The sequence below is a fragment of the Parasphingopyxis marina genome (assembly GCF_014237875.1).
In the GTDB taxonomy this organism is placed as follows: Bacteria; Pseudomonadota; Alphaproteobacteria; order Sphingomonadales; family Sphingomonadaceae; genus Parasphingopyxis; species Parasphingopyxis marina.
Genome location: NZ_JACJVJ010000002.1, coordinates 966,410 through 992,168, shown reverse-complemented (window position 1 = coordinate 992,168; position 25,759 = coordinate 966,410). Strand labels below are relative to the sequence as shown.

Below are 25,759 nucleotides of genomic sequence, written 5' to 3'. Positions count from 1 at the left end.
ATCGCGACTCCGCCGCATAATGTTCCTTCTTTGTTCTTATTCCGGCGCCAGGCTTTGGTCAACGGTTCGATTCAGGCCGCCACGGGCTTTCCGGCGAGCTTTTCGCTCGCCAGCGCCGCGCCTTCCGCGAGCGCCGCCAGTTTACCCCAGGCGATTTGCGGGTGGCAGCGCAGGCCGAGGCCGCAATCGGTCGAGGCGATAACATTCTCATGGCCGACCATCGACGCGAATTGCCCGATGCGATTGGCGACAAGTTCGGGATGCTCGATCAGCCGGGTCGCGTGGCTTACCACGCCGGGGGCGAGGATCTTGCCTTCGGGCAGCTTCACCCTTTCCCAGATTGCCGCTTCATGCTCATGGCGCACATTCGCCGCCTCGAACAGATAGGTTTGCGCGTCGATCTTCAGCAGGATGTCGACAATATCCGCCATCGGCAGATCTTGGCTGTGCGGGCCGTGCCAGCTGCCCCAGCAGATATGATAGCGGACTTGTTCCTCCGGCACGTTGCGCAGCGCATGGTTCAGCGCCTCGACGCGAACCTCGCAATATTTGCGATAGGCATCGATCCCCATAGGGATGCCGATCCGGTCCCACAGGCCGGCAAGCCAGGCGTCGTCGACCTGCAATTGCAGCCCGGCTGCGGCGATCGCTTCATATTCGACGGCCATCGCATCGGCGATCGCGAAGAGGAAGGCTTCGTCGCTGTCATAATATTCGTTGGTGCGGCCGACCTCGAGACTGGAGGGCGCGGTCGAGGTCAGGAAGGCGTCGGTGGGCGGCGTATCGCCAAGCGCGCTTTTCAGCGTGTCGATCTCGCGTTGGAGCAGCTCCTGGCCGACATAGGCGATCGGCCCAGTGCAGCTCCAGTCCATGCGGCTACGGCTTTCGGTACCCTGGGCAGGCGCCGTCCCGCTTTCCTCGAACAAGGTGCCGCTGGCGAGTGCGTCGCGATAGAATTCCGCATAGTCCTTCCAGTCGGCGCTATCGAACATCAGGCTGGCCGCGCCCGCGCTTTCCGAAGGCTCGAAGCCCGACAGCCGATGGGTAACGAATTGCAACCAGTTGCCGCCCTTGGTGAGTTCGCCTTCGTTGACGAAATCGACACCGGCCCGCTTTTGCAGGTCCACAACTTGGCCAACGGCCTCTGCCAAGCGCTGATCGGGAATGTCGGTCTGGCCCCAAACGTCGGGTGGTGCGGGAAGCGCGCCTACATGGGTGACGAGTATCTTGTCCGAGCTGCGGCGCATAGCGCTCTCCTTTTCCGCGATCGAGGAGGGAGAATATGGCACAAAGATCGCTAAACGACCATCGTTCGTTTAGGCGCTGGCGCGCGGCTGGAAAGGAGTTGGAAAGGGGCGCGCTCTATTTCCTATTCGGCGGCCACGCTTTCCTCTTCGTCGCTGAGCGGGTGATCGAGCCGGCTGATCATTTCCTTCGGGCACACCTGCCAGAAGCGCGTCTGCCAGTGGTCCCAATCGTCGAGAATATTGTGCGCCCATGGGCTGTCGGTCGCCTTGGCGTGGCCGCCGATCAGTTCCAGAAGCCGCTCTTCCCAATGCGAGGAGGCGAGGCGCTGCCAGGTGATGCTCTCGGGATTGGCATGGCGTTCGAAATGGCCATCCTCGTCGAGGATGAAAGCCATCCCCCCGGTCATGCCCGCGCCGAAATTCTTTCCGACCGTGCCGAGGATAACGGCGATTCCGCCGGTCATATATTCGCAGCCATTCGCACCGCAGCCCTCGATCACCACATCGGCGCCCGAATTGCGGACCGCGAACCGTTCGCCCGCCCGGCCTGCGGCGAACAATTTGCCCGCCGTCGCGCCGTAAAGGACGGTGTTTCCGATTATCGTGTTTTCCCTGCCGTCGAGAGGAGAAGAGACGGTCGGCCGCACGACGATGTGCCCGCCCGAAAGGCCCTTGCCGACATAGTCGTTGGCATCGCCGAACACTTCCAGGGTGATGCCCTTGCACAGGAAAGCGCCGAGCGACTGGCCGGCCGATCCGCGTAGACGGACCTTCACATGATCGTCCGCGAGTGAGGACATACCGAAGGTGCGGGTGATCTCCGAGGAGAGCCGAGTGCCGACCGCGCGGTGGGTGTTGCGCACGGTATAGGTGAGCTGCATCTTCTCGCCGCGATCGAATACGGCGCGCGCGTCGTCGATCATCTGCGCGTCGAGGCTGTCGGGCACTTCGTTGCGCCAGCCCTCGATATTGAAACGCCGCTCCTCGTCGGGGGCATCGACCTTAGCGAGGATCGGGTTGAGATCGAGATCGTCGAGATGCTCGGCACCGCGCGACACCTGACGCAGAAGCTCGGTCTGGCCGACGACCTCGTCGAGGCTGCGATAGCCGAGGCGGGCGAGAATCTCGCGGACCTCTTCGGCGATGAAGGTCATCAGGTTGATCACCTTTTCGGGCGTGCCGACGAATTTCTGGCGCAGCTTCTCGTCTTGCGTGCAGATGCCGACCGGGCATGTGTTGGAATGGCATTGCCGGACCATGATGCAGCCCATCGCGACCAGGCTCAGTGTGCCGATACCATATTCCTCGGCGCCGAGAATCGCGGCGATCACGATGTCGCGGCCGGTTTTCAGCCCGCCATCGGTACGCAGGCGAATGCGGTGGCGCAGTCCGTTAAGGGTCAGCACCTGGTTGACCTCTGAAAGCCCCATTTCCCACGGCGTACCGGCATATTTGATGCTCGTCTGCGGCGAGGCGCCGGTGCCGCCGACATGGCCCGCGACAAGGATGACGTCGGCATGCGCCTTGGCGACGCCGGCCGCGACCGTGCCGATGCCGGCCGAGCTGACGAGCTTGACGCAGACCCGCGCGCGCGGGTTGATCTGCTTCAGGTCGTAGATCAGCTGGGCGAGATCCTCGATCGAATAGATGTCATGATGCGGTGGCGGCGAAATCAGCGTCACGCCCGGCGTCGAATGGCGCAATTTGGCGATGAATTCGGTGACCTTGAAGCCGGGCAGCTGACCGCCCTCGCCGGGCTTGGCGCCCTGGGCGACCTTGATCTCGATCTCGTCGCAGGCGTTGAGATATTCCGCGGTCACGCCGAAACGGCCCGAGGCGATCTGCTTGATGACGCTGTTGGCGTTGTCGCCGTTCGCCTTGGGCTGGTAACGGCCGGCATCCTCGCCGCCTTCGCCGGAAACCGCTTTGGCGCCGATCCGGTTCATCGCGATGGCCAGCGTCTCATGGGCTTCGGGCGAGAGCGCGCCGAGGCTCATGCCCGGCGTCACGAAGCGCTTGCGGATTTCTGTGATCGCCTCGACCTCGTCGATCGGGACAGGTTCCTTGGCCCAGTTGAACTCCATCAGGTCGCGCAGATAGACGGGATCGAGATCGCGAACGCCGCGCGCGAATTGCAGATAGGTCGAATAGCTGTCGGTCGAAACGGCGGTTTGCAGCAGGTGCATGAGCTGCGCCGAATAGGCATGCTGCTCGCCGCCCGCGCGCTGGCGGTAGAAGCCGCCGATCGGCAGGGTTACGACGGCCGGGTCCCAGGCCGCTTCGTGGCGAAGTTCCGCATTGAGTTGGAGCGAACCATAGCCTTCGCCCGATATCTTCGCCGGCATGCCGGGAAAGAACTCGTTGACGAGTGCGCGCGACAGGCCGACCGCTTCGAAATTATAGCCGCCGCGATAGCTGGAGATCACGGCGATCCCCATCTTCGACATGATCTTGCGCAGGCCCTCGTCGACCGCCTGCTGATAGGCGGCAACGCATTCTTCCAGCTGCATATCGCCGAACAGGTCGCGCGAATGGCGCTCGGCGATCGCGGCTTCGGCCAGATAGGCGTTCACCGTGGTCGCGCCGACGCCGATCAGCACCGCGAAATAATGGGTGTCGAGGCACTCGGCGGACCGGACATTGACCGAGGCGTAGGACCGCAAGCCCTTGCGCTTGAGATGCGTATGGACGGCGGCGGCCGCGAGCACCATCGGGATCGCGATCCGCTCCGGCCCCGATGCCTCGTCCGACAGGAACAGTTCGATCCGGCCTTCGCGCACCGCCTGTTCGGCCTGTTTGCGAACGCAGGCGATCGCCTCGCGCAGGCTCGATCCGGCTTCGAAGGTGCAATCGATATCGGCGGCATTGTCGCCGAATACTTCCTTGAGCCGCCCCCATTGTTCGCAGTTGAGCACCGGGGAATCGAGCACCAGCACGCTGTCCTGCTCGGCCTCGCGGTCGAGGATGTTGGCGAAATTGGAAAAGCGCGTCTTGAGACTCATCACATGGCGTTCGCGCAAACTGTCTATCGGCGGGTTGGTCACCTGGCTGAAATTCTGCCGGAAAAACTGGCTGATAAGACGCGGTTTGGCCGATACGACCGCGAGCGGCGTATCGTCGCCCATCGATCCGATGGCTTCCTTGGAGGTTTCGACCATCGGCGCGAGGATCAGCTCCATATCCTCGATGGTCTGCCCGGCCGCGACCTGGCGGCGCAGCAGTTCCGCGCGTTCCCAATGGGGTGCGTAATCCTTCTTCGCCTTGGGCAGGTCCTCGAATGTCTTGAAGCCCTTCACCCAGTCGCCATAGGGGCGTTCGGCGGCGATGCGATCCTTGACCGCGCGGTCGTCGTAGAGCTTGCCCTCGTCGAGATCGACGGCGATCATCTGGCCGGGGCCGAGCTGCCCCTTCTTCACGATCTGGCTTTCGGGAACGACCACCATGCCGGTTTCCGATCCGACGATCAGCAGCCCGTCCGACGTTTGCGTCGTGCGCAGCGGACGCAGCGCGTTCCTGTCCATGCCGCCGACGATCCAGCGGCCATCCGTCATGGCGAGCGCGGCAGGGCCGTCCCACGGCTCCATCATGCTCGCCAGATAGGCGTACATATCCTGATGCGCCTGGGGAAGGTCGTCGTCATGCTGCCAACTTTCGGGCACCAGCATCAGTTTGGCCGTCGGCGCATCGCGGCCGGAGCGGCAGATCGTTTCGAAGGTCGCGTCGAGCGCAGCGGTGTCCGAAGATCCCGCCGGAATCAGCGGCTTGATCTCGTCGCCATGCTCGCCAAAGGCGAGGCTAGCCATCTTGATCTCGTGGCTCTGCATCCAGTTTTTGTTGCCGCGGATTGTGTTGATCTCGCCATTATGGGCAAGGCTGCGGAACGGCTGGGCCAGCCACCATTGCGGGAAGGTGTTGGTCGAATAGCGCTGGTGGAAGATCGCCATCCGGCTTTCGAACCGCTGGTCGATGAGATCGGGATAAAAGGTCGCCAGCGATTCCGCAAGGAACAGGCCCTTATAGACGATCGATCGGCACGACAGTGAACAGATATAGAAATCGCGCACCTGCGCTTCGACGATCCGCTTCTCGATACGCTTGCGGATCAGGAACAGGTCCTTCTCGAATTCCGCTGCGTCGACATCGTCGGGCATCGGGCCGGCGATCATGATCTGCTCGATTTCGGGCCGGGTCGCCTGCGCCTTTTGGCCGATCACCGAAACGTCGACCGGCACCTGCCGCCAGCCATAGATGGTGTAGCCGAAATCGATGATCTCGCTCTCGACGATGGTGCGGCAGGTTTCCTGCGCGCCAAGATCGGTGCGCGGCAGAAAGACCATGCCGACCGCAAGCCGGTTGGGCAGCACCTTGTGGCCGCTATCGGCAATGGCATCGTCGAAGAAACGCTCGGGCAGATCGACAAGAATGCCGGCCCCGTCGCCGGTCTTGCCGTCGGCATCGACAGCGCCGCGGTGCCACACCGCGCGCAACGCATCGATACCCGCTTCGACGACGCGCCGCGAGGGCTGGCCGTCGATCGCCGCGACCAGGCCGACGCCGCAGGCATCATGCTCCAGATCGGAATGGTACATGCCATCCCGGGCAATGCGGGCGTGTTCGGGAGTCGGGAATTGGTTCATTCTTCGGTCTCTTCGGTTTCGGCGTCGCCATCCCGCATCGCGTCGAGATTGGAATCCAGCGCTCCGCCCTGTTCGCGATGCGTCAGGTCGCTCAGCATTTCCGCGGCGGTCTGGATATTGGCCTGCAGGCCATATTGCGCGCCGACCTGTGTCATATGCTGCTGGGCCGCGGGCATCAGTTCCACCCAGGCGCTGCCGTTATCGGAGCGGAAGAAGGCCAGCGTTGCCGTCAGCTGTTCGAGCGACATGTTCGACGCGTAATAGTGGGCGATCTCTTCAACGATCTCCGGATAGCGGGTGCGGAAATTCACGGCGTAGCGATCGGCAAAGGCCTCTCCGAATGCGCTGGCGCCGCCGGGATAATTTTCCTCGACTTCCGCGAGTAGGTCGCGCGACGGGTTCAAGGTGGAAAGATTCCCCACCACGCTGCTGGCAAGCGTCGGACGCAGGGTCTGGACCATCATGTCCATCTGCTGCTCGGCGCCCATCGTCGCGACGATTTCGCGCGCGACCGAGAGCCGGGCTTCGGCATTTTCGTCAGCCTGTCCGGCCATCGCTTCGGGCGCCGGTTGGGCCTGCGCGGGCAGCGCGACGGTCACCGTCGCAAGAGAGGCGGCAATGAACAAGGCCCGCATGCCTTTATCTCCCTGATTGCGGCGGCCGCAGGCGACAAGACCCGGATCGGAATGACATATGCCGTCCCGGGTGATGCTGGTGCGTTCGGCTTCGATCGAATGGTTCATCTTCGTAACCCTGTTTCTCTTAGCGCGCATGTTCGGCGACGATGTCTTCGGCGCGGCGCATCACGTCTTCCTGCAGCGCTGCCTGGTTGCGTTCGGCCAGCGCGCGGGCCAGTTCCACGATCGCCGTTTGCAACTGCCCGATTTTACGGCCGACACCGGACTGGTAGAATTCGCCGATACGCAGCTGCTCGCTGCGCGACAGATCGGACAATGCCCGCTGCGCCCGCTGCAATGCGCGCCCCACGAGCGGATCGCTGCGCGGGTCGCCTTCCCGGACGGTGAGCGACGACATCCATCCGATCAGATTGATCTCGGTCTGGGTGTCGAGGATCAGGCGGCCTGTCTCGGTGTCGAAGAAACGGTTGGCGGCGACGATTTCGGTTGCGGTCAGATTCTCGCCGAACAGCGCCGCGAGTTCGGCTTCATAGCCGGGCAGGCTGGCGCGATAGAGCGCGACGAATATCGGCTGCGTCTCCTCGGCCACATCTTCGATCAGGCCCCGATGCTCGGCCTCGAGCGCTGCGAAATAGGGGGTCGACTGGAGCAGCGCCTCGAGCCAGTCCGTGCCGAGATCGCCGTCGATGATCGCCAACTGCGCCTCGCCGGCGGCCGAGAGGCGGGCGAGATGCCACTGCGGCGTTTCGACCGCGGGAATGCCCTCGGCAACGGTTTCTTCGGCCGCGATTTCCTGGTTCGGCGCAGTTTCGACGGCTGTTTCTTCGGCCGGGGTTTCGACGGAAACGGCCGCTTCCGGTACCGGCGCGTCAATTGTCGCCTCCGGTTGGACGACGAGCAACGTTGCGACCAGGGCCAGCATCACACCGCTTCCTTCTTGCGCGCCGCCTTCTTCTTTGCCGGAGCCGGCGCCGAAGCGGCCTTGGCCTTCAGATAGCTGTGCATGTGACCGGAAACGTCTCGGCCGTCGCGGATTGCCCAGACGACGAGGCTCGCACCGCGCACGATATCGCCGGCCGCGAACACGCCCTCGAGGCTGGTCTGCATCGTCTTGTGATCGACCCGCAAGGTGCCCCAGCGGGTCACCGAAAGATCGGGTGAGCCGAACATTCCCGGCAGGTCTTCCGCGTCGAAGCCCAGCGCCTTGATAACGAGATCGGCGTCGATATCGAACTCGCTGCCGGGGTCTGCCTGCGGCGTCCTGCGGCCCGAGGCATCGGGTGCGCCGAGGCGCATGCCGACGGCTTTCACGCCGCTCACGGCGTCCTGCCCCTCGAACGCCTGGGGCGCGGAAAGCCAGACGAACTCGACGCCTTCTTCTTCGGCATTGCGAACTTCGTTCTGCGAACCGGGCATATTTTCGCGGTCCCGCCGGTAGAGGCATTTCACCGATTTCGCGCCCTGGCGGACCGAGGTACGCACGCAATCCATCGCGGTGTCGCCGCCGCCGATGACGACGACATTCTTGCCCGCTGCGTTCAGTTCGCCATTTTCGAAACGCTCGACGGTCTCGCCGAAGCTCTTGCGGTTGGACGCAATCAGGAAATCGAGCGCCTCGACCACGCCTGGCGCGCCGACACCGGGGGCTTTCAACTGTCGCGCCTTGTAGACGCCGGTAGAGATCAGCAGCGCATCGTGCTTGGCCCGCAATTCCTCCAGCGTAGCATCCTTGCCCACCTCGAAACCTTCATGGAATTCGATGCCCGAATCCTTGAGGCGCCGCACGCGCCGCATGACGATTTCCTTCTCCAGCTTGAAACCCGGGATGCCGTAGGTGAGGAGGCCGCCCGCCCGGTCGTGCCGGTCATAGACATGCACTGCATAGCCATGGCCGCGCATATATTCCGCCGTCGCGAGCCCGGCGGGACCGGCCCCGATGATACCGACCGACTGGTTCGAACGATCGCGCATCGGCGTAATCGGCTCGACCCAGCCTTCCTTCCAGGCGGTGTCGGTGATGTATTTTTCGACCGAACCGATGGTGACCGCGCCATGGCCGGAAAATTCGATCACGCAATTGCCTTCGCACAGCCGGTCCTGCGGGCAGATGCGGCCGCAGATTTCGGGCATGGTCGAGGTCGAATTGGAAAGTTCGAACGCTTCGCGCAACCGGCCTTCGGCGGTTAGCTTCAGCCAGTCGGGGATGTGGTTGTGCAGCGGGCAGTGGACCGAGCAATAGGGGACGCCGCATTGCGAGCAGCGCGCCGATTGTTCTTCCGCCTTTTCCATCGCATAGGCACGCGCGATTTCATCGAAGTCGCCTTTGCGATCTCCGGGCGCACGCTTCGCAGGGTAATCCTGCTCAACGCCCACAAATTTGAGCATTGGGTTATCAGCCATCACAATCTCCGTATTCGGCGGCCTATAACTGCGCAGAGCCGCCAAGTCACGTGGAAATTGGCAATTTAAGTCAGTAAAACTTACCTATTCAGGAAATTTTATTACGCCTCCGACGCAAATCCGCCAAGCGCACGAAATTAAAAAGGCCGTATCGGCCCTATATTTTTGGCAAGACAAGCCGGAATCGCCTGTGATAGGCGCATTTGCATGACATTCCTGCAAATGCTGATCACCGCCATCGTGCAGGGCGTAACCGAGTTCCTGCCGATTTCCTCGTCCGGCCATCTGATCCTGACGCCGATCTTCCTTGGCGCCGAGGATCAGGGCGTGATGATCGACGCGGCGCTCCATGTCGGCACCCTCCTGGCGATCATCGTCTATTTCTTCAAGGATGCCTGGGGGCTGGCGCGGGGTGGTTTGGCGACGGTGGGTATCGGCAAAGCGCCCCAGCAACGCCGGCTGTTCTGGTGGGTGGCGATCGGTACCGTTCCGGTCGTTGCCTTTGGTGCATTCTTGCACATGAATGGCCTGATGGACAAGCTCAGGATCACCGATCTCGTGGCGATCAACTTGATTGCTTACGGCCTGCTGCTTGGCGCTGCCGATCGCTGGGGGCGGCAGGAAAAACGCTATGAGGATATGAGCCTCAAGGATGCGATCATCGTCGGCTGCGCGCAAGCGCTGGCGTTGATCCCCGGTACCAGCCGTTCAGGTGTGACGATGACGGCGGCGCGCTTTCTCGGCTATGAGCGGGTCGAGGCGGCGCGCTTTTCCTTCCTGCTCTCGATCCCCGCCGTTGCTGGCGCGGGGGTGCTGATCATCCCGGAAATCATGGAAGCTGGCGGCGAGCTCGCCATGGAAGCGCTGATCACCGGCGCGATGACCTTCGTCGCGGCGCTCGCGACTATGGCCTTCCTGATGCGTTTCCTGCGCAAGGCCTCGATGCTGGTCTTCGTGATCTACCGGGTCGCGATGGGGATAGTGCTGCTGGCGTTGTTCTAAAGGCTGCCCGTTCCCGCGGACATGGCCCGCCGCTTAGCCTGCGCTTGCGGTCTTGCCGGCGAAGCGGCCATGGGTGCGATATTGAACAAGCCATTTTTCGGCGACCGCACCGAGCGGCCGGGGCTCTATCCCGAAGGCCGCGAAGCCCTTGGCGCCTTCCGGCACCACATTGTCCTTCGACAGCGAGAGCCACTGGTCCCGGGTGATCGGCGCGCCGGGCAGGAAGCCGAGATTGGCCATCGCCGATCCGATTGCGTCCGGAACCTCCAGGATATCCTTGTCGGGCTTGCCGATCGTATCGAGGATATAGCGGTTGATAGCGCGCATGCTGAGGACCTGCGGTCCGCCCAGCTCGAACGTCTCGCCGCGACAGGCGGCCGGTTCCATCGCCGCCTTGGTGACGGCTTCGGCGACATCAGCGACATAGACCGGCTGGAACTTCGCTTGCGGTTTCAGCACCGGCACCATTAGCGGCGCGAGCCGTGCGATCGTCGCGAAGCGGTTGATGAAGCCGTCCTCCGGCCCGAAGACGATAGAGGGGCGGACGATAACGGCATCGGGCATCGCCGCGCGTACCGCCGCTTCCCCATCCGCCTTGGACCGCAGATAGTGCGAGGGTGCGTCCTGCGCTGCGCCGACCGAGGATATCTGGATGAAATCGGAAACGCCCGCGGCCTTGGCCGCCGCGGCGGCGTTCCCCGCGCCTTTTACGTGCACCGCTTCGAAATCGCCCTTGAGAAGGCCGACGAAATTGATCGCGACATCCGTGCCATGGAGCGCGCGGGGCAGGGTTTCGGGCTTAGTGATGTCGGTCGACACGAACTGCGTCTGGCCGAGATTCCCGAGCGGCTTGATGAACCAGGCGTCCGCCGGATTGCGTTCGGCGATGCGTACGCGCGCGCCGGCCTTGAGCAGATCCTGCGCCACATAGCGGCCAAGAAAACCGCCGCCGCCGAACAGTGTGACCAGCTTGTCCTTCATCTTTGCCTCTTCAATTGGCGTAGCAATAACTGGCCGTGGCAATGCCTTGTCGCGCCGCGCGTTGCAAGCTTCCCCGCGCGCGAAGGCGGGAAGCGGAGGCGGGCGGCACACGGACCAGGCCAAGGCGCGCCGATCGTCAATCCCGCATTGACAATCGCTCCCCCGGCGACGATACGCGCCGCCTCACCCAATGCCGTGCCCAGATGGCGGAATTGGTAGACGCGCCAGCTTCAGGTGCTGGTGTCCGTATGGACGTGGAGGTTCGAGTCCTCTTCTGCACCATTTGGTTGGTCGTAGGCAGCCGCCAAAGCTTGCAAAAACCCTAGAAATCCGGTAAAAATGACGCCTATCTCATCGATGCGTCCGTCGCCATTCGCGTGCAGTCGCGATGTCTTGGCGGCCATGTTGGGCCCCGCTTCGCACCTCATCTAGCCGCCGCATGTCCAGAAACCGCCCATGCGCGGCGTGGCTTTGGTCGTTGCGGAGAAGACTCGTTGTCTCGGAAAGCGGCCTGCACTAGGCCACTGTAAACCATCCGGTTTCACGGCAAGAGAGGTTCACAATCTCAAAGCGCATAGGGATATCCTCGCTGATATTGCCTGAGGCCGGCGACGGAACGGAAAAGCGGCGGATCACCGACATCGTGATCCACTGCACCGCCAGCGAAGAAGGGCGCGATGTATCGGCGGACGACATTCGTGCGCTGCATCTGGAAAATGGCTGGGATGATATCGGCTATCACTATGTCGTGCGCCTGGACGGAACGGTGGAGAGCGGCCGGCCGGAACATGTGGTCGGCGCGCATGTCTACGGCCATAACGGCCATTCGATAGGCGTCGTCTATGTCGGGGGGATCGATGCCGACAAATGCCCGAAAGATACGCGCACGACGGCGCAGAGAAAGGCGCTTCGACGGGTGGTTGCAGAATTGCTGGAGAAATATCCCGATGCGCGGGTCTGCGGCCATCGCGATTTTCCGAACGTCGCCAAGGCCTGCCCCAGTTTCGACGTCGAGACCGACCTTTAGTCAGGCAAAGGGCGTGCGATCGCCGACGCGGCCGCGGATATCCTCGACCGCTTCGCCCACCGTCTTTCCGCCAAGGAACGGATTTACCGCCAGCACCTTCTCCGAAACATGGTCGGCGAGCGGCGAATCCCGATCCGCCCGAAGGAGATGCGTGGCGGTCCGCTGTCCGAAAAAATGAATGAGGTAGAGATTGCCGGACGTCACGGGCAGCCCGGCGCGGCCGAGCGCCCGTTCATATTGATCGAGTGAATGGTCCATCAGACGCTCCTGGACGGAAACATCCAGGCGCAGCGCCCAGATTTCATCGTCGGACGGATCGACGGCCAGATAGGCGGCGCGGTAGACATTGATGAAAGTGGACCGGATGAACTGGTAACGGCCGGCCGCGCTTGAGTTCGCGCTCTCGAAACCGTCGTCCAACCCACTTTCGGCTTGCCGGATTTGCGCCTTGAAACGTTCACGGGCGAAATTTTTGGCGCGTTCCTCGCGCGGAGCGGTCAACGGCCATATGGCACGCCGGTAGGGCAAGAGCCGCCGCGCTCTTACCGCCAGTCGACTGGCCAGCCATGCCGCTTTTGGGATCACCGCGAAATGGCTCCTGTCGCCGCGTTAGAAGTCCGAAAGCCGATGGAACAGCACGCACCCGGCCATGCGGCAGATGGGCGCCATTTGCAAAGCGCGCCGACGCCGACACCGGGCCGCGGTCCTCGCGAGACAGTCCCGCATCGGCACAAGGTGCGGCAGACGTTGCGTTATATGGTTTCTCGTTTATAACTGCCGGAGACAGAAAACAACGCTAAACGATGGATTTCATTTGCTATTAGACAAGGATCCATCCGAGCTGGCTCCGGTTTCGGGCGAATGCCACAATCTCCAGAGCGCTTTCGACGTCACGCGCCTGCGCGCGATTTATCTTCAGGAAGCGGCGCCCTGGGCCTGCCGTCGCGACATTGCCGGGCGGAACCTTCCCATCGGCGAAATCGGCCTGCTTCATCATCGCACCAGCGGCCGCAGGGATCGCGAAAGCCTTTTGGAAATCGCCGGCGATCTCGATGTGCGGCGCTCGGTCCGCTATCAAGCGGACGGCACGGACAATTTCTGCAACATCTATGCGAGCGACTTTTGCTATTTGGCCGGTTGCTACCTGCCGCGAACATGGTGGAAGATGCCCGCGTGGGACCGGGGCTCACACTGGCATGAGCTATTCGAAGAGTTGCCCGCCAACGACCTGTTCGACTGGCTCGTCAGCTACGGACGCCATTTCGGCTGGCGCCCCGCGCGCGACCTGACCGATCTGCAGGAACGGGCCAATGCAGGAAATTGCGGACTCATCGTCGGCAAGACGCTGGACGAAGACGAGCATGGCCATATTGCGATGGTGCTTCCGGAAACCGGAGCCGAACGGGCGGTCCGGGAAGAGGGAGCCGTCGTCACGCCGGTGCAAACACAAACCGAAATCGGCAACGCGCAGGGAGATGGCTCGGCGTGCTGGTGGCTGGGAAAATCATTCGGCGCCTATCGGTTCTGGTACAATGATCGCCATATGGCCCGGCCCGCCCGCCTCCGGTCGGGTTTTGCCGCCGGCGCACTGTCGAAACTTCTCTGGCCGAGCCAGCGCAAGGCATTCGATGCGCAACTGGCTATCCTTTGCGACGAAGCCAGGAAGCGTAACAATATCCCCTCGGTGATGATCGACGCGCTGATCGCCGGCGAAGACAAGCGCTATCGCCGTCACCGCGGCTGCGACCTGATCGCCATATGCAGGGCTGTGTTCAAGACCGTGACGGCCGGCAAGAAACAGGGCGCGAGCACGGTCGAGCAACAGCTGGTGCGAACCATCACCGGGAAGCGCAGGAAAAGCGTCGGCCGCAAGGTCCAGGAAATTCTCTTCGCGCTGCATTGCTCCAGCGCCGCCGACAAGGATGCGCTCGCATCGGCATATCTCAACATCGCCTATTTCGGCTGGCGGGCCAACGGCTATGAGCAGGCGCGGCAGCGGCTCGACATTGTCGGCATACCCGATCGCGAGACGGCGGCGTTCCTGGTCGCCTCACTACGCTATCCCGTGCCCCGTTGCCAAACCGCCGGGAATCCCGAAATGCGGCAACGCAGGGTCGAATTTATCCTGCAGCGGCTCGATCGCGGGCCATCCCGGCAGCCGGGACGCGCACTGGTGCCGTTGACGCCTCCCGCTCAGGGATAGGCGGAAGGTTTCTTCCGGAGAGCTGGGGGGCTCAATGATCGACGATATCCTTGTCCCATCCGCCACCGATCTTGCGGAAATGTGCGGCCGCGATCGCGATCCCGACACGAAACTGCCGCGTTCCCTGGCTGCCTATATCGCCACCCTGGCGATGGCCAATCGACACGGGCTTTTTACCGAAGTGGGGCTCGACGGCATCGAGCATACGATCAGCTATGGCGAGCTATACGATGACGCGGAGCGCGTCATAGCCGGGCTGAAACGGCACGCAGGGCCGCACAGGCCGCATGTCCTTCTCTGTTTCGAAAGCGCTATCAATTACATAAAGGCGGCATGGGCTTGCCTGATGAGCGGCTATTCCATCCTGCCGGTTTCGACCATGTATTTCTACCGGGACCGCGATCAGTTCATGACGCGCTTCGAGCAACTCGTGGCGACGACCGGGGCGTCCATCGTCATAACGGAACCGCCGTTTTTCGGCAGCCTTGCGGAGCAACCGGCGAGCATTCTCGATATTGCCGCGCTACTGCGGACGGATGTATCGACGGATAACGAGCGCACCCTTATCCATCATGCCAGCGAGTTGCTGATCCAGACGTCCGGCACGACGGGGACGGCAAAACTCGCCCGGATCGGGCCGCAGGCGCTGATCGAACGGTTTTTCGACGGCGATGTGATCGACCGGCGTACGCATTTGAACCAGCTGGCGATATCGAGCGTCGGCGGAGTCCGGCTGTTGCTGCCGATCGGCGTCCGCACGATCTACCTCAACGCGGGACGGATGATGGCCAATCCGGGGGCCTGGCTCGATCTGGTTTCCCGTTACCAGGTCAGCGATGTCGGCCTGAGTTCATCGACCGCCGAAAAGCTCAATGAATGTTTCCGCGCCGATCCCCGGCGATGGACCGGCTCACCGCTCAAGACGATCTTCGTCGGCACGGAAATGATCGTTCCCAAGACGCTGCTCGAACTCGCCGAACATATCCGCGCTTCGGCCGGGACCGAGGTCAAATTCATCTTCGTCTATTCGATGACCGAGACCGGCACGCTCTGCCTGGCGCGCCTTTCGCCCGACGAGTTGAAGGATCCGGCCAACCTGCCCGGCGGCAAGGCCCGCTTTTCCGAGTGCGCGCTTTCCTGGAGCTTGCGGATCGCGAAGGAAGACGGCGAAATCGCCAAGAGGGGCGAAGTGGGCCGCATCCTCGCACGATCGTCCTCGCGCATGTTCTCCGGCTATTTCGGGTCCGGGGAGCCGGCCACCGTGGATGGCTGGTTCGATACCGGCGATCTTGCGTTTATCGACGATGCCGGGCTCGTCCTGACGGGCCGGGAAAAATCGGTCATCATCGTCAATTCGCGCAATATTTCGGCGGAGGACATCGAATATTGCGTCCGCAACATCGACGGTGTCCGGCCGACGCTGGTCGCCGCCATACCGTATCGCGAGGCGGAGCATAATACCGACCGGATCGTCGTCTTCTACACGCCGACATACTTCGACCATGATCACCTCGCCCGGGTCGCGGCGGATATCCAGCGCGCGGTCGCGAAAGCCGTGGGGGTGAAGGTCCATGCGGTGATGCCGATCAGGGAACGGCATTTCATCCGGACGCGAACGGGCAAGATCGATCGCCAGGCGCTGGTTTCGTTGCTCGCCTCGCCGTCATTCCCCATCCCGGAAACCCGTGGCGGCCTGCCGCATCCCGATCCGGCCTCGCCCGATTGGCTGGCGCGCATCTGGCAGGAGAGCCTGGGCCTGAAGGCCCTGCCGGCCGGCGACAGCGATTTCTTCAAGGAAGGCGGAGACTCGCTGGCTGCCGTGCATCTGATGGTCGCAATCGAACATCATCTGAAGCGGCACATTAGCCCGGACCGGTTTTTCGAAAATCCGACGCTCGGTCATCTCGCCGAGCTGGTCGGTGCGGGCGAAGCCGAAGTCGCGATTGCGGAACCGGAAGGATTGCCTACGCAAGCGCGCGACATCGCGGCGCTGGATCGCGCGCTGCGGACGGCCAGCGCGAGCTGGCCGGGCGAGCATCCGTTCGAGGGCGGCTTCGCGGTGGGCCATAATCTTGGCGGATCCCGGCCGCCGCTGTTCTGGATTTGCCAGGCAGGGGGCGAACTCAAGTCGCTGGCGAAACAACTTGGGCCCGATCAGCCGATTTACGGGTTCCGGTCGCTGGTCGGCCTCGTGCCGCTCGAGAAATACGCCGAATCCGGGCTCGATATCGTTTGCGAATTATATCTTTCGGAAATTCTCGCGCTTTGCCCGACGGGACGGTTTTCGCTGGGGGGAAACTGCCAGGGCGGCATCATGGCCGTGCAACTGGCGCGGCGGCTGCAGCAGCTCAGGCGCGAACCCACTTTGCTGGCGCTTCTCGAATGGACCTTCAACAAGCGGCACTATGACGGCCCCACTTTGCTGCTCTACGGAGAGGATTCCGTGACGGCGGAGGTCTATTCCTCGGATAAGCACGGCAGTTCGGAGGGTATTGCCGGTTTCGAAAATCGGACGATCGAACGGACCGGCGGAGGCCATGGCCAATATTTCACCGGCAGCAACCTGAATTCGCTGGCGGGGAAATTGATCAGGCACATTCGGTTGGCCGAGGCGCGTTAGTCGGCGGGGCCCTCGTGATCGAGAGGGTTTAGTGCTCGGCCATTCCCGGGAAGAGCGGCACGACCTTCTGGTCGCGGTCGGGGCGGCGGATATCGTCCGGATGGACGAACTCGTCGCCGAAATAGGGATATTTGACCGGATCGAACGCCGATTTCAGCCAGTCGATTGCGGTGCGAACCGAGGGACTGTTACGGGCATCGCGGTGATAGCAATAATGCATGTCGAACCGCAGCCGCGCGCCGATGTCGATCGGCCGCAGCTTGGGCGCGATATGCGAGAAATAGGTCGGCATGGCGGCGATGCCGCTGCCATTGGCCACCGTGAAATACAACGCGGGGCTGGAATTGGTCCGCAAGGTAACGAAATTTGTCTCGCCGCCGCCGCCGACCAGGAAATCGCGCATCGAGGCGTTCATGCCCGGCGCGTCCTGCTCGATAAAATTATGGTTGCGCAGATCCTCAAGCGATCGGGGCGCGCCGTGTCGTTCGATATATTCGTTCGAAGCGTAGCACATGAAATGCAACGTCCCGAGACGGGAAATGATGAGATCGTCGTCGCTGGGCATCGTGAAGACGATGGATATGTCCGCGCTCTCGCTGAGATCGTTGGAGAGGTTGAAATCGCAATGCAGGCCGATCGTAAGCTCCGGCAGCAGGGATTTGAGGGAATTGAGCTGCGGCGTCAGCCATAGCGAGCCGATCGCTTCGCTGCAGGCGATGCTTATCTGGCCGGGTTTGACGAGGATATCCTGCTGGCCTTCGGGAGAGGCATAGGCGGCTTCCTTCATCGCCAGCGCGCTGCGGCGCATTTTCTTTCCCGCCGCTGTCAGTTCGATGCCGGCCTTGGTGCGCCGGAACAGGCATTCGCCGCATTGTTTCTCGAGCCGCTCGATACGATATCGCATCGTCGCGACGGCTACACCGAGGCCGACCGCGCCCGAACGGATGCTTCCGGCGTCGGCCACGGCCTGAAACGCTTTCATGTCATCCCAATGATAATTCGCTTCGGGCATTACCCTTTTCACCCACGTTTCGACCACCCCGGACGATTTTTTGGCTCACCTCTTTAGCTTTTGAACACGCTATATCGCTGAAATCGCCCGATGGTTGGTTAACAGGGAATGAGCTACCGATGAAACAGGACTTTGGTCAAGGCTTCGATCCAGACTTTGCCGCTGCGGGACAGTTCTCCGCGAAGGTCGAACACTCGATTTCGCGCTCCCATCGGGGCTGCCATCTCGAAAGGGTAGGGTGGGATCGGATCAAACCGTGGATCGACCAGGCGCGCGGCGATCTGGCCCTGGCGAGCGACGAGGCAATCTGCGCCGTGCTTGCCAAAAACCCCGAAACCATCCGGCTTATCGTCGATGCGCGGGGGGAAAAATGCTTCGGCTTCTTCGCCTATCTGCCGCTCAACGAACGCGGCGCCTCGGCGCTGGTCGCGGGCGATCTGGTCGGTGCGCGGCCCGATCCCGGCATGGTTTGCGCGGCGGGCGAACGGCCCGAAGCGATTTATCTCTGGCTTACCTACGCGCCGGGCCGCCTGGCCCGCGCGATGGGCGCCATCGGCGAATGTATCGACGAACTCGCCCCCGATGGCTGCGCGATCTTCTCGCGCGCCGTCAATCCCCATGCTGAACGGCTCAACCGTTCGGTCGGCTTCCAGCCAGCCAGTCAATTTTATCCCGGTGCTCCGGGCTGGTTACTGGTTTCGCTGCCCGAAATGCGCTCGTCTCCGCCGGAACTCCCCCCTCGGCGGGACGAGCGCAAAAAACCTGTCCTCTCCGTCCGCTGCGTCAAGACGCTGGAGGATCTGATGAAGGTCTTCGCCGTCCGCTCGGCCACCTATATGGCAGAGCAGCTGTGCCTCTATAGCGAGGAGTTCGACGGCAACGATTTCTGCGGCACGCATCTGCTGGGCCTTGTCGACGGCGAAGCGGCGGGCTGTGCGCGGATCCGCTATTTCGGCGAATTTGCGAAGCTGGAACGGGTCGCGGTGCTGCCCAAATACCGCAACACGCGGCTTGCCTACCGGCTGGCGCGCACCGCGCTCAACCATTGCCGCCGCAAGGGCTTCCCCCGCGTCTACGGCCATTCGCGGGCCGATCTCGTCCGGTTCTGGAACGTTTTCGGATTTCGCGTTGTCGAGGACAGCGAGCCCTTTTCCTTCGCCAATGTCGAATATCGCGAAATCGTCGTCGATCTCGAGCCCGACGCGGAAGCGATCCGCTGGGGCGGCGATCCGATGATCGCGATCCGCCAGGAAGGCCATTGGGACGAGCAGGGGCCGCTGGAGCTTTCCAACCTTCATGCCTCGGACGAGGTAGCCGCCCAGATCCGTCAGAATTCGCGGATGCTGCGCGCATGACCGCTCGGGCGGAAAACGAAGACGGAGCGCCCAAACGCGGCGAAACTATCCCGGGCGCGCTCAGGGACAAGTTCGATAAGGTCCCGGCGGCTCCGGCCGATTATTGGTCGACCGTTCACAATCTCCAGTCCGAGCTCGCCCAGCGAAAGCGCCGCGACCGCGTTTTCGGTCCGGGCACGTTCCAGGGCGATCGCTGGAGCTTCTTTCTCGAACTCGTGAATGCGGAGTTCGAGGGCCGCAAGATGACGATTTCCGATCTGGTGCGGGAGCTCAGCGTCGGGCGGGACATCGCGGAGCGCTGCATCGAACAGCTGATCGCCCAGTCACTGGTGCGCGGAGAAGCCCCGGAAGAGGGCGGCGAGCTCGGCTATGCGCTGACCATCGAGGGCATCGCGATGATGATCGAATATTTCGACACCCGGGTGACCTGAACCGCCGAATGCCGCTGGCCGGCCGGCAATGCCGGCATCGCCGTCTAGCGGATCAGCGTATCGACATAGTCGGCGCCGATGCCGACGGCGTCATAATGCGCGCGGGCGGCGGCGACATAATCGAACACATCGTAATGGCCGACGGTTTCGCCGGTCTCGTCGAGCCACATCAGCGGGCCCGACACGACGAAAAACACCTTCATCGGGTCCTCATGGTCATAGGCGACGAGGGTATGGCTTTCGCCGGGCGTTTCATAAACGAAATCGCCGGCCGTCGCCGTCCAGTCATGCTCGAGATAGGCCCATTTGCCGCTGATCGTGTACGCCCAGATCGGGTGCGGGTGATAGTGACGGTTCACCAGCCCCGCTTCGGTGGCCATGAGCACGTCCGCCCACATATTCTTGGCGAGGCTGATCCAAACCGGCTTCGACGACACGGTTTCCGAAATCGGCACCCAATAGCGGGGATCGCCCTCGGCGATCTTCGAGGCATAGACTTCGGGCATCGCACCTTCGCGGAAGACCTGCGGGATCGGCTTGATATCCTTCCAGAATTCGGAATCGGCGGCTTCGGGCATGATGCGCTCCTCGTCGGATGGCGGTAGTCAAAAGAAAAGGGGCCGACCCCGAAGGACCGACCCCTTGTTGGTATCGTCTAGAAGTCGACGCCCAACCGGAGATACCATTCCGCCGGGCGGCTGTATGTGCCGTATATCTGTCCGCCGGCGATCTGGGCCTGGCCGGTTACCAGATAGCGTTCGTCGAACAGGTTGGTCCCGCCCGCCGTGAGCGACCAGCGTTCGCTACGCGGACGATAGGTGACGCTCGCATTGAGCAGGTTGGTGCCGCCGCGGCGGAGCAGGAAGGTCCGTTCGGTGTCGTTCCACAGGCTCGACGTATGGGTAAAGTCGCCGACCAGGATGATCGATCCCATATCGCCGATCGGCAATTCCACCCGCGGGCTGATATTGAGCGAGAAGGTCGGTGTCTTCGGCAGGTCGCCGCCTGCGAACACGCCGCCCTGCAGCGGATTGGGGGCCACAACCGATCCCGGCAGCACGCTCGTATATTCCGCATCGATCATACCGATCGACGCATCCAGCCGGAAAACGTCGCTTGGCGCGATCGACATTTCGACCTCGGCACCCCTGATCCGCGCGGTACCTGCATTCTGGATCGTCGGGGAGACGCCTTGCTGGAAGTTGAGCTGGATGCCCGTATATTCGGTCGTGAAGATCGCGGCGTTCAGCGTCATCAGTCCATCGAACAGGGTCGATTTGATGCCGAGTTCGAAGCTTTCGACCTCTTCCTCGTTGAAGTCCGGCGCGGTCGGCAGTGGGTTCGACAGCCGTGTCGTCCAGCCGCCGGTCTTGTAGCCGCGCGACCAGGTTCCGTAGAACATGATATCTTCGGTCGGATAGAGCTGGATGCCAACCCGGGGTGAGAAGTTGTCGAACGTCTTGGTCTGCGTGCCCGCGATATAATAGCGGAGCGGCTGGCCCTGGTTCGGGAAACCCGCCGCGATCCGGCAAGCATCCGAGATCGGCGTCAGGCTTGCGCATTCCGGCACGCCGATGAAGTTCAGGATCTTGTAGGTCAGGCCGTTATTGTCGGACTGGAAGCCTTCGAAATCCTTGCTTTCATGTGTGTAGCGAGCACCGACGGTGAACCCCAGCCAGTCGGCGACCCGCCAGTCGACCTGGCCGAAAAACGCATAGTTTTCGGTCGAGAGGTCGTTGGGGCCGTCAACCTGCAGCAAGCCTTCGGCGAAGGTCACATAGTCGTGCAGATCGCCCGCTTCCTTGAAGTAATAGGCGCCGAAGGCGAAATCGAGGTCGCCGTCCAGGGCATTGCCGAGAAGCTGCAGTTCCTCGCTGAACTGCCACTGGTTCATATCGAAGCTGGTGTGCAGGAAGTTGAGCGGCGAACCGTCCAGATCCATGCCGACCGTCCAGTGGAGCTCACGATAGGCGGTGATCGATTTCAGCGTCACATTGTCGGAAAGATCGAACTCCAGCGTGCCCGCAAAGCCGAAATTTTCAAGCCGCGAGAAGTTGTTGCCATTGGCATAGCTGGTGTCGATGTCGTCGGTGATGAAGCGGCTGTCGAACGGCAGCAGGTCGTTCGTCGGATCGGCATCGACATTCACGCCGAAGACCGACGGGTTGTCGTAGATGCCGGTCAGGCCGCCAATGCCGCCAAGATAGGCGAAGGAGGGCGGGCCGCCGCCGCATTCCGTGCCGACAGGAATGATGCCCTGGATCGCGCAATTATAGGTGCCGGCAAACACGTCGAACGCGCCGCCGACGATGTCCGGCGTGGTCGCGATCACGGTGTTGGCGATCTGGCTCGTGTCGATCTTGGAATAGTCGCCGGTTACCGAGGCGCGGAAGCGTCCGCCATCATCATAATCAAAGCGTGCGCGGACATTCCAGACATGATCGCCACCCTCGGTTCTGTCGGAGGTGTCGTAGCCGGCCGCCAGGAAGTTCTCGATGCCGATCGCATTGGAAGCCACCGGATAGGGGATGCGACGCAGATAGCCGTCCCGGTCATGATAGCCGCCGGTAAGCGACATCGCGAATCCGTTGGAAAGCGGAATATCGACCGAACCGCGGACCTGGATGCGGTCGAAGCTGCCGGTGGTTATATCGCCGACGAAATGGAACTCGTCACCGGGCGCGCGGGTGACGATGTTAACCGCGCCGCCGATCGTGTTCCGGCCGAACAGGGTGCCCTGCGGGCCGCGCAGCACCTCGACCCGCTCGACGTCGAGCAGATCCTGATTGGCGCCGACGCTCCGCGCGAGATAGACGCCGTCGAGATAGATGCCGACACCGGGATCGATGTTGAACGCGAAGTCGTTCGCGCCGATGCCGCGGATATAGGCGGAAAGCACGCTAGAGCTGCCCGAGAACGGCGTGCCGGCATCAAGCGTGACATTCGGTGCTGCCGAAGAGAGCTGGGCGACATCGCTTATGCCGCGTTCCTGCAGGGATTCGGACGTGAAAGCCGAAACCGCGATCGGCACGTCTTGCACATTCTGTTCGCGGCGCTGTGCGGTCACCACGATCGGTGCGTTTCGCAGCGTGCTCTGTTCCGTTGCGTCCTCATCCTGCGCATGCGCAGGCACTGCGATGAGTGCGATACCCGCGGTCGCGGACAACAAACCGATTTTCGAAATGGTCATGGCTTCCTCCCACCTTAATTTCACGATCGTCTTGGCGATCTCGGATAGGATTCTACCGAATGGGGGGATTTGCGTAAGTCTATGTACGCAACACAAACGGAAATCCGGAAAGGATTTCACTGCGTGCAATGTCGATTCCCAGAGCCTCAACGCGCCCGAAAAGCCTCGACCGTTGCAAGAACACCATAATCGCGCGGCAATTTTTGTACGGATGTTACGCGCCTATTGAGCAGCGTTCCGTTTCGGCATACAAGTAAATTGTTATGTCGCACTACTAACTATTTGAGCGAGTGCGGCAGCTTTAGGGCCCATGCGGCTTTGCTGAGCGAGACCTTTCAAGGGCCCGGTATCGATGTCCGAACGACACGGTGCCGGCGCCCAAAAAAAGAAAGGCTCGCTACAAGGGGAGGATAATATGAAGAAGAACACGCTCGTCGCCATTTCTACATTCGCGCTTTGCGCCGGGTTGGCGACCCCGGCCTGGTCCCAGACCGAAGGCGCCGCTACCGAAAACTCGGGTTCCTCGGTGATCGTCGTTACCGCGCAGTTCCGCGAACAGAATCTGCAGGATACGCCGCTCGCCATCACCGCCGTCAACGCGGAGATGCTGGAGGCACGCGGACAGACCAACATCTCCAGTGTCGCGGCGCAGGCGCCGAACGTCACCCTTGCCGCGCAGAACCAGGAATATGGTTCGGGCCTGATCGCCTATATCCGCGGCATCGGCCAGAACGATCCGAACTTCGCGCTGGAACCGGGCGTCGGCATCTATATCGACGATGTCTACCTGCCGACCCTGACCGGTTCGCTGCTCGACCTGCTCGACGTCGAACGTGTGGAGATCCTGCGCGGGCCGCAGGGCACGCTTGCCGGGCGCAACTCGATCGGCGGCGCGATCAAGATTTTCTCGCAGCGCCCCCGGGGCGACAATTCGGGTTGGCTCGAAGCGACCTACGGATCCTACGACCGGCTCGATTTCCGCGGCATGATGGATATCGGCCTGACCGACAATCTGGCGGTGCGCGTTTCCGGCGTCAGCCGCAACCAGGACGGCTATATTACCCGGCTCGATTATGCGCTGACCCATCCCGGCTCGAACGTACCCACCCAGGCCCCCGGTTCCGATCCGGTATTGGGCACGCTTGGCGGCCATTCGATCGCGGCCGGACGGATCGCGTTCAACTGGACGCCCAGCCCCTCGGTCGAGGTCAATCTCGCGGCGGATTATACGCGAGAACGCAGCGAAGCCGGCGTGGCGACCTTGCTCTATGCCAATGCGGCGGGCGAGCTCAACAACGATCCCACCCGTCCCTGGCTGCGCGGCACCGACGGCAATACGGTTCCCTATAACTGCCAGTTCGTGCCCTATGGCCAGAACAGCTGCGACACCTTGACCGGCTACGATCGGCGTTACGTCACCTATTCGACGTTCAACGATCTGTATCCGGGCGACAGCCAGTTCCCGTATCACCCGCTGACCCTCGACCCGCATTCGGACCTCGACAATTACGGCATCGCGCTGACGGTCGATATCGATCTGGCCGATAATCTGGCGCTCAAGTCGATTACCTCGTGGCGCGAATATGAATCCGACTGGTCCTATGACGTCGACGGCGCACCGCTGGCCGCCAATATCCTCAACCAAAACCAGACCAACGAGCAGATCAGCCAGGAAATCCGGCTGTCCGGCACGCTGGCCAACGATCTGATCGATTTCACGATCGGCGGCTTCTATTTCGACACCGACGGTTTCTACACCGCGCGCGTCGATCTTCCCTATGCCGAGCTCGACTTCATCCACGGGCCGGACCCGACGCCCTCGCGGAACGAGGCGCTGTTCGCCAACGTCACGGTGAACGTCACCGACGATTTCCATCTGACCGGCGGCCTTCGCCAGTCCTGGGATCGGAAGGAATATGCGTACCGCCGGAGGAATCCGGACCTGACACCGGTTCAGGGGCCGTGTAACTTCTTCCTCGGCGCGCCGACGGCCGGCCCGACGGATATCGGCAACCAGCCCAACTGCCTGTTGTTCGGGGTCAACGGCACGACCGCCGTCTTCACCAACAGCCGGCTCGACTGGCGCGTCGCGGCCGATTACCGCTTCTCACCGGAATTCCTGATCTACGGGCAGGTTTCGACCGGCTATCGGGCGGGCGGCTTCAATGCGCGGCCCTTCTTCCCGAGCCAGGCGACGCCGCATGTTCCCGAAAGCATCACCTCCTACGAACTGGGCTTCAAATCCGACCTGTTCGATCGGATGATGCGGCTGAACGTTTCGGCCTTCTATTTCGATTACAGCGACATCGTGCTGCTCAGCACCTTCTGCGCCGACCTTCCGGCCGGCCAGCAGGCGCCGTGCCTGCGGCCGACCAATGTCGGTTCGGCCGAGGTGAAGGGGCTTGAGATCGAAACCTTCATCAACCCGATCGACAATCTCACCATCGACGGCTCGCTCAGCTATCTCGATTTCCAGTATACGAGCATTGACCCGACGGCGAGCACCGGCGTGGCGATCGACGATATCACGCCCTACACGCCCGAATGGCAGTGGAGCTTCGGCATCCAGTATGATGTGCAGGACGTTTTCAGCGGTGAGCTAAGCTTCCGGGTCGACGGCACCTACCAGTCGCATATCTATACCGAAGCGGGGAATGTCGACCAATTGCTGGTGCCGAACGACGTCGCCGCGGTTGCGCCGTTCAGCCAGCCCGGCGGCGGCGGTCCGATCCCGGTTCTTTCGGCGGATAACCGGATCGAGGGCTATTTCCTCGCCAATGGCCGGATCAGCTGGGAATCGGGGAATGGTGATTGGGGCCTGGCGCTCGAAGTCCAGAACATCTTCGATCGCTATTATCTGACGACCAAGGTGAACGACGCCTTCGCGGTGGGCCATGTCTATGGTTCGCCCGGCCGGCCGCGTACCTGGGCGCTGACGGTGCGGCGCAGCTTCTAGCGCCGGCTTCCAGGCCGAACCAAAAGAAGGGGCGGGATCGCGATGATCCCGCCCCTTTCT

Annotated in this window: 17 protein-coding genes and 1 tRNA gene; 8 read left to right on the top strand and 10 right to left on the bottom strand. The window is 62.2% G+C overall.

Going from position 1 to position 25,759, the window contains the following annotated elements; genetic code table 11:
- Positions 1 to 71: 71 nt before the first annotated feature.
- The 5 genes from H6P80_RS13595 to H6P80_RS13575 form a co-directional block, all read right to left on the bottom strand.
- On the bottom strand, positions 72 to 1,247 hold the full coding sequence (locus tag H6P80_RS13595; RefSeq protein WP_185801894.1) for a uroporphyrinogen decarboxylase/cobalamine-independent methonine synthase family protein: 1,176 nt from the start codon (positions 1,245 to 1,247) through the stop codon (positions 72 to 74).
- A gap of 122 nt (positions 1,248 to 1,369) precedes the next feature.
- The gene (gene gltB, locus H6P80_RS13590) at positions 1,370 to 5,884 is read right to left on the bottom strand and encodes a glutamate synthase large subunit (protein ID WP_185801893.1); all 4,515 of its coding nucleotides are present in this window, start codon (positions 5,882 to 5,884) and stop codon (positions 1,370 to 1,372) included.
- Complete coding sequence (locus tag H6P80_RS13585) at positions 5,881 to 6,627, bottom strand: DUF2059 domain-containing protein (RefSeq protein ID WP_185801892.1); 747 nt, start codon at positions 6,625 to 6,627, stop codon at positions 5,881 to 5,883. The genes gltB and H6P80_RS13585 overlap by 4 nt, the downstream gene beginning before the upstream one ends.
- Positions 6,628 to 6,646: 19 nt before the next feature.
- On the bottom strand, positions 6,647 to 7,444 hold the full coding sequence (locus H6P80_RS13580; protein ID WP_185801891.1) for a hypothetical protein: 798 nt from the start codon (positions 7,442 to 7,444) through the stop codon (positions 6,647 to 6,649).
- A complete protein-coding gene (locus H6P80_RS13575; protein WP_185801890.1) occupies positions 7,444 to 8,922 on the bottom strand; it encodes an NAD(P)-dependent oxidoreductase in 1,479 nt (492 codons plus the stop codon). Before H6P80_RS13575 ends, H6P80_RS13580 begins: the two co-directional genes overlap by 1 nt.
- A 207-nt stretch (positions 8,923 to 9,129) precedes the next feature.
- Between H6P80_RS13575 and H6P80_RS13570 the strand changes: the two genes are divergently transcribed.
- On the top strand, positions 9,130 to 9,924 hold the full coding sequence (locus tag H6P80_RS13570) for an undecaprenyl-diphosphate phosphatase (protein ID WP_185801889.1): 795 nt from the start codon (positions 9,130 to 9,132) through the stop codon (positions 9,922 to 9,924).
- A gap of 33 nt (positions 9,925 to 9,957) precedes the next feature.
- Here H6P80_RS13570 and H6P80_RS13565 read toward each other — a convergent pair whose 3' ends face one another.
- Positions 9,958 to 10,905 carry a complex I NDUFA9 subunit family protein gene (locus H6P80_RS13565; RefSeq protein ID WP_185801888.1) on the bottom strand — a complete coding sequence of 316 codons (948 nt, stop codon included), beginning with the start codon at positions 10,903 to 10,905 and terminating at the stop codon, positions 9,958 to 9,960.
- 197 nt (positions 10,906 to 11,102) lie between these two features.
- On the opposite strand from H6P80_RS13565, the gene H6P80_RS13560 reads away from it, so the two are divergent.
- Both H6P80_RS13560 and H6P80_RS13555 read left to right on the top strand, forming a co-directional pair.
- Positions 11,103 to 11,187 (top strand) — tRNA-Leu (locus tag H6P80_RS13560).
- 313 nt (positions 11,188 to 11,500) lie between these two features.
- Positions 11,501 to 11,932, top strand: coding sequence for an N-acetylmuramoyl-L-alanine amidase (locus H6P80_RS13555; protein ID WP_185801887.1), 432 nt, complete (start codon positions 11,501 to 11,503; stop codon positions 11,930 to 11,932).
- On the opposite strand, the gene H6P80_RS13550 is transcribed toward H6P80_RS13555, so the two are convergent.
- Positions 11,933 to 12,352, bottom strand: coding sequence for a hypothetical protein (locus H6P80_RS13550; protein WP_185801886.1), 420 nt, complete (start codon positions 12,350 to 12,352; stop codon positions 11,933 to 11,935).
- Between the two features lie 394 nt (positions 12,353 to 12,746).
- Between H6P80_RS13550 and H6P80_RS13545 the strand changes: the two genes are divergently transcribed.
- On the top strand, positions 12,747 to 14,135 hold the full coding sequence (locus H6P80_RS13545) for a biosynthetic peptidoglycan transglycosylase (RefSeq protein ID WP_185801885.1): 1,389 nt from the start codon (positions 12,747 to 12,749) through the stop codon (positions 14,133 to 14,135).
- 34 nt (positions 14,136 to 14,169) lie between these two features.
- Entirely contained in the window at positions 14,170 to 16,755 is a 2,586-nt protein-coding gene (locus H6P80_RS13540) for an AMP-binding protein (protein ID WP_185801884.1), read from the top strand.
- Positions 16,756 to 16,783: 28 nt separating this feature from the next.
- On the opposite strand, the gene H6P80_RS13535 is transcribed toward H6P80_RS13540, so the two are convergent.
- Positions 16,784 to 17,737 carry a LysR family transcriptional regulator gene (locus H6P80_RS13535; RefSeq protein ID WP_235973952.1) on the bottom strand — a complete coding sequence of 318 codons (954 nt, stop codon included), beginning with the start codon at positions 17,735 to 17,737 and terminating at the stop codon, positions 16,784 to 16,786.
- 149 nt (positions 17,738 to 17,886) lie between these two features.
- Between H6P80_RS13535 and H6P80_RS16415 the strand changes: the two genes are divergently transcribed.
- Positions 17,887 to 19,122 (top strand): GNAT family N-acetyltransferase, encoded by a 1,236-nt coding sequence (locus tag H6P80_RS16415; protein WP_221893006.1) that lies wholly within the window; start codon positions 17,887 to 17,889, stop codon positions 19,120 to 19,122.
- On the top strand, positions 19,119 to 19,553 hold the full coding sequence (locus tag H6P80_RS13525; protein ID WP_185801882.1) for a hypothetical protein: 435 nt from the start codon (positions 19,119 to 19,121) through the stop codon (positions 19,551 to 19,553). The genes H6P80_RS16415 and H6P80_RS13525 overlap by 4 nt, the downstream gene beginning before the upstream one ends.
- Before the next feature lie 44 nt (positions 19,554 to 19,597).
- Here H6P80_RS13525 and H6P80_RS13520 read toward each other — a convergent pair whose 3' ends face one another.
- Both H6P80_RS13520 and H6P80_RS13515 read right to left on the bottom strand, forming a co-directional pair.
- The gene (locus H6P80_RS13520) at positions 19,598 to 20,131 is read right to left on the bottom strand and encodes a 2,4'-dihydroxyacetophenone dioxygenase family protein (RefSeq protein WP_185801881.1); all 534 of its coding nucleotides are present in this window, start codon (positions 20,129 to 20,131) and stop codon (positions 19,598 to 19,600) included.
- Positions 20,132 to 20,208: 77 nt separating this feature from the next.
- Positions 20,209 to 22,743, bottom strand: a complete 2,535-nt coding sequence (locus H6P80_RS13515) for a TonB-dependent receptor (RefSeq protein ID WP_185801880.1) — start codon at positions 22,741 to 22,743, stop codon at positions 20,209 to 20,211.
- 415 nt (positions 22,744 to 23,158) lie between these two features.
- On the opposite strand from H6P80_RS13515, the gene H6P80_RS13510 reads away from it, so the two are divergent.
- Entirely contained in the window at positions 23,159 to 25,699 is a 2,541-nt protein-coding gene (locus H6P80_RS13510) for a TonB-dependent receptor (protein WP_185801879.1), read from the top strand.
- Positions 25,700 to 25,759 lie beyond the last annotated feature (60 nt).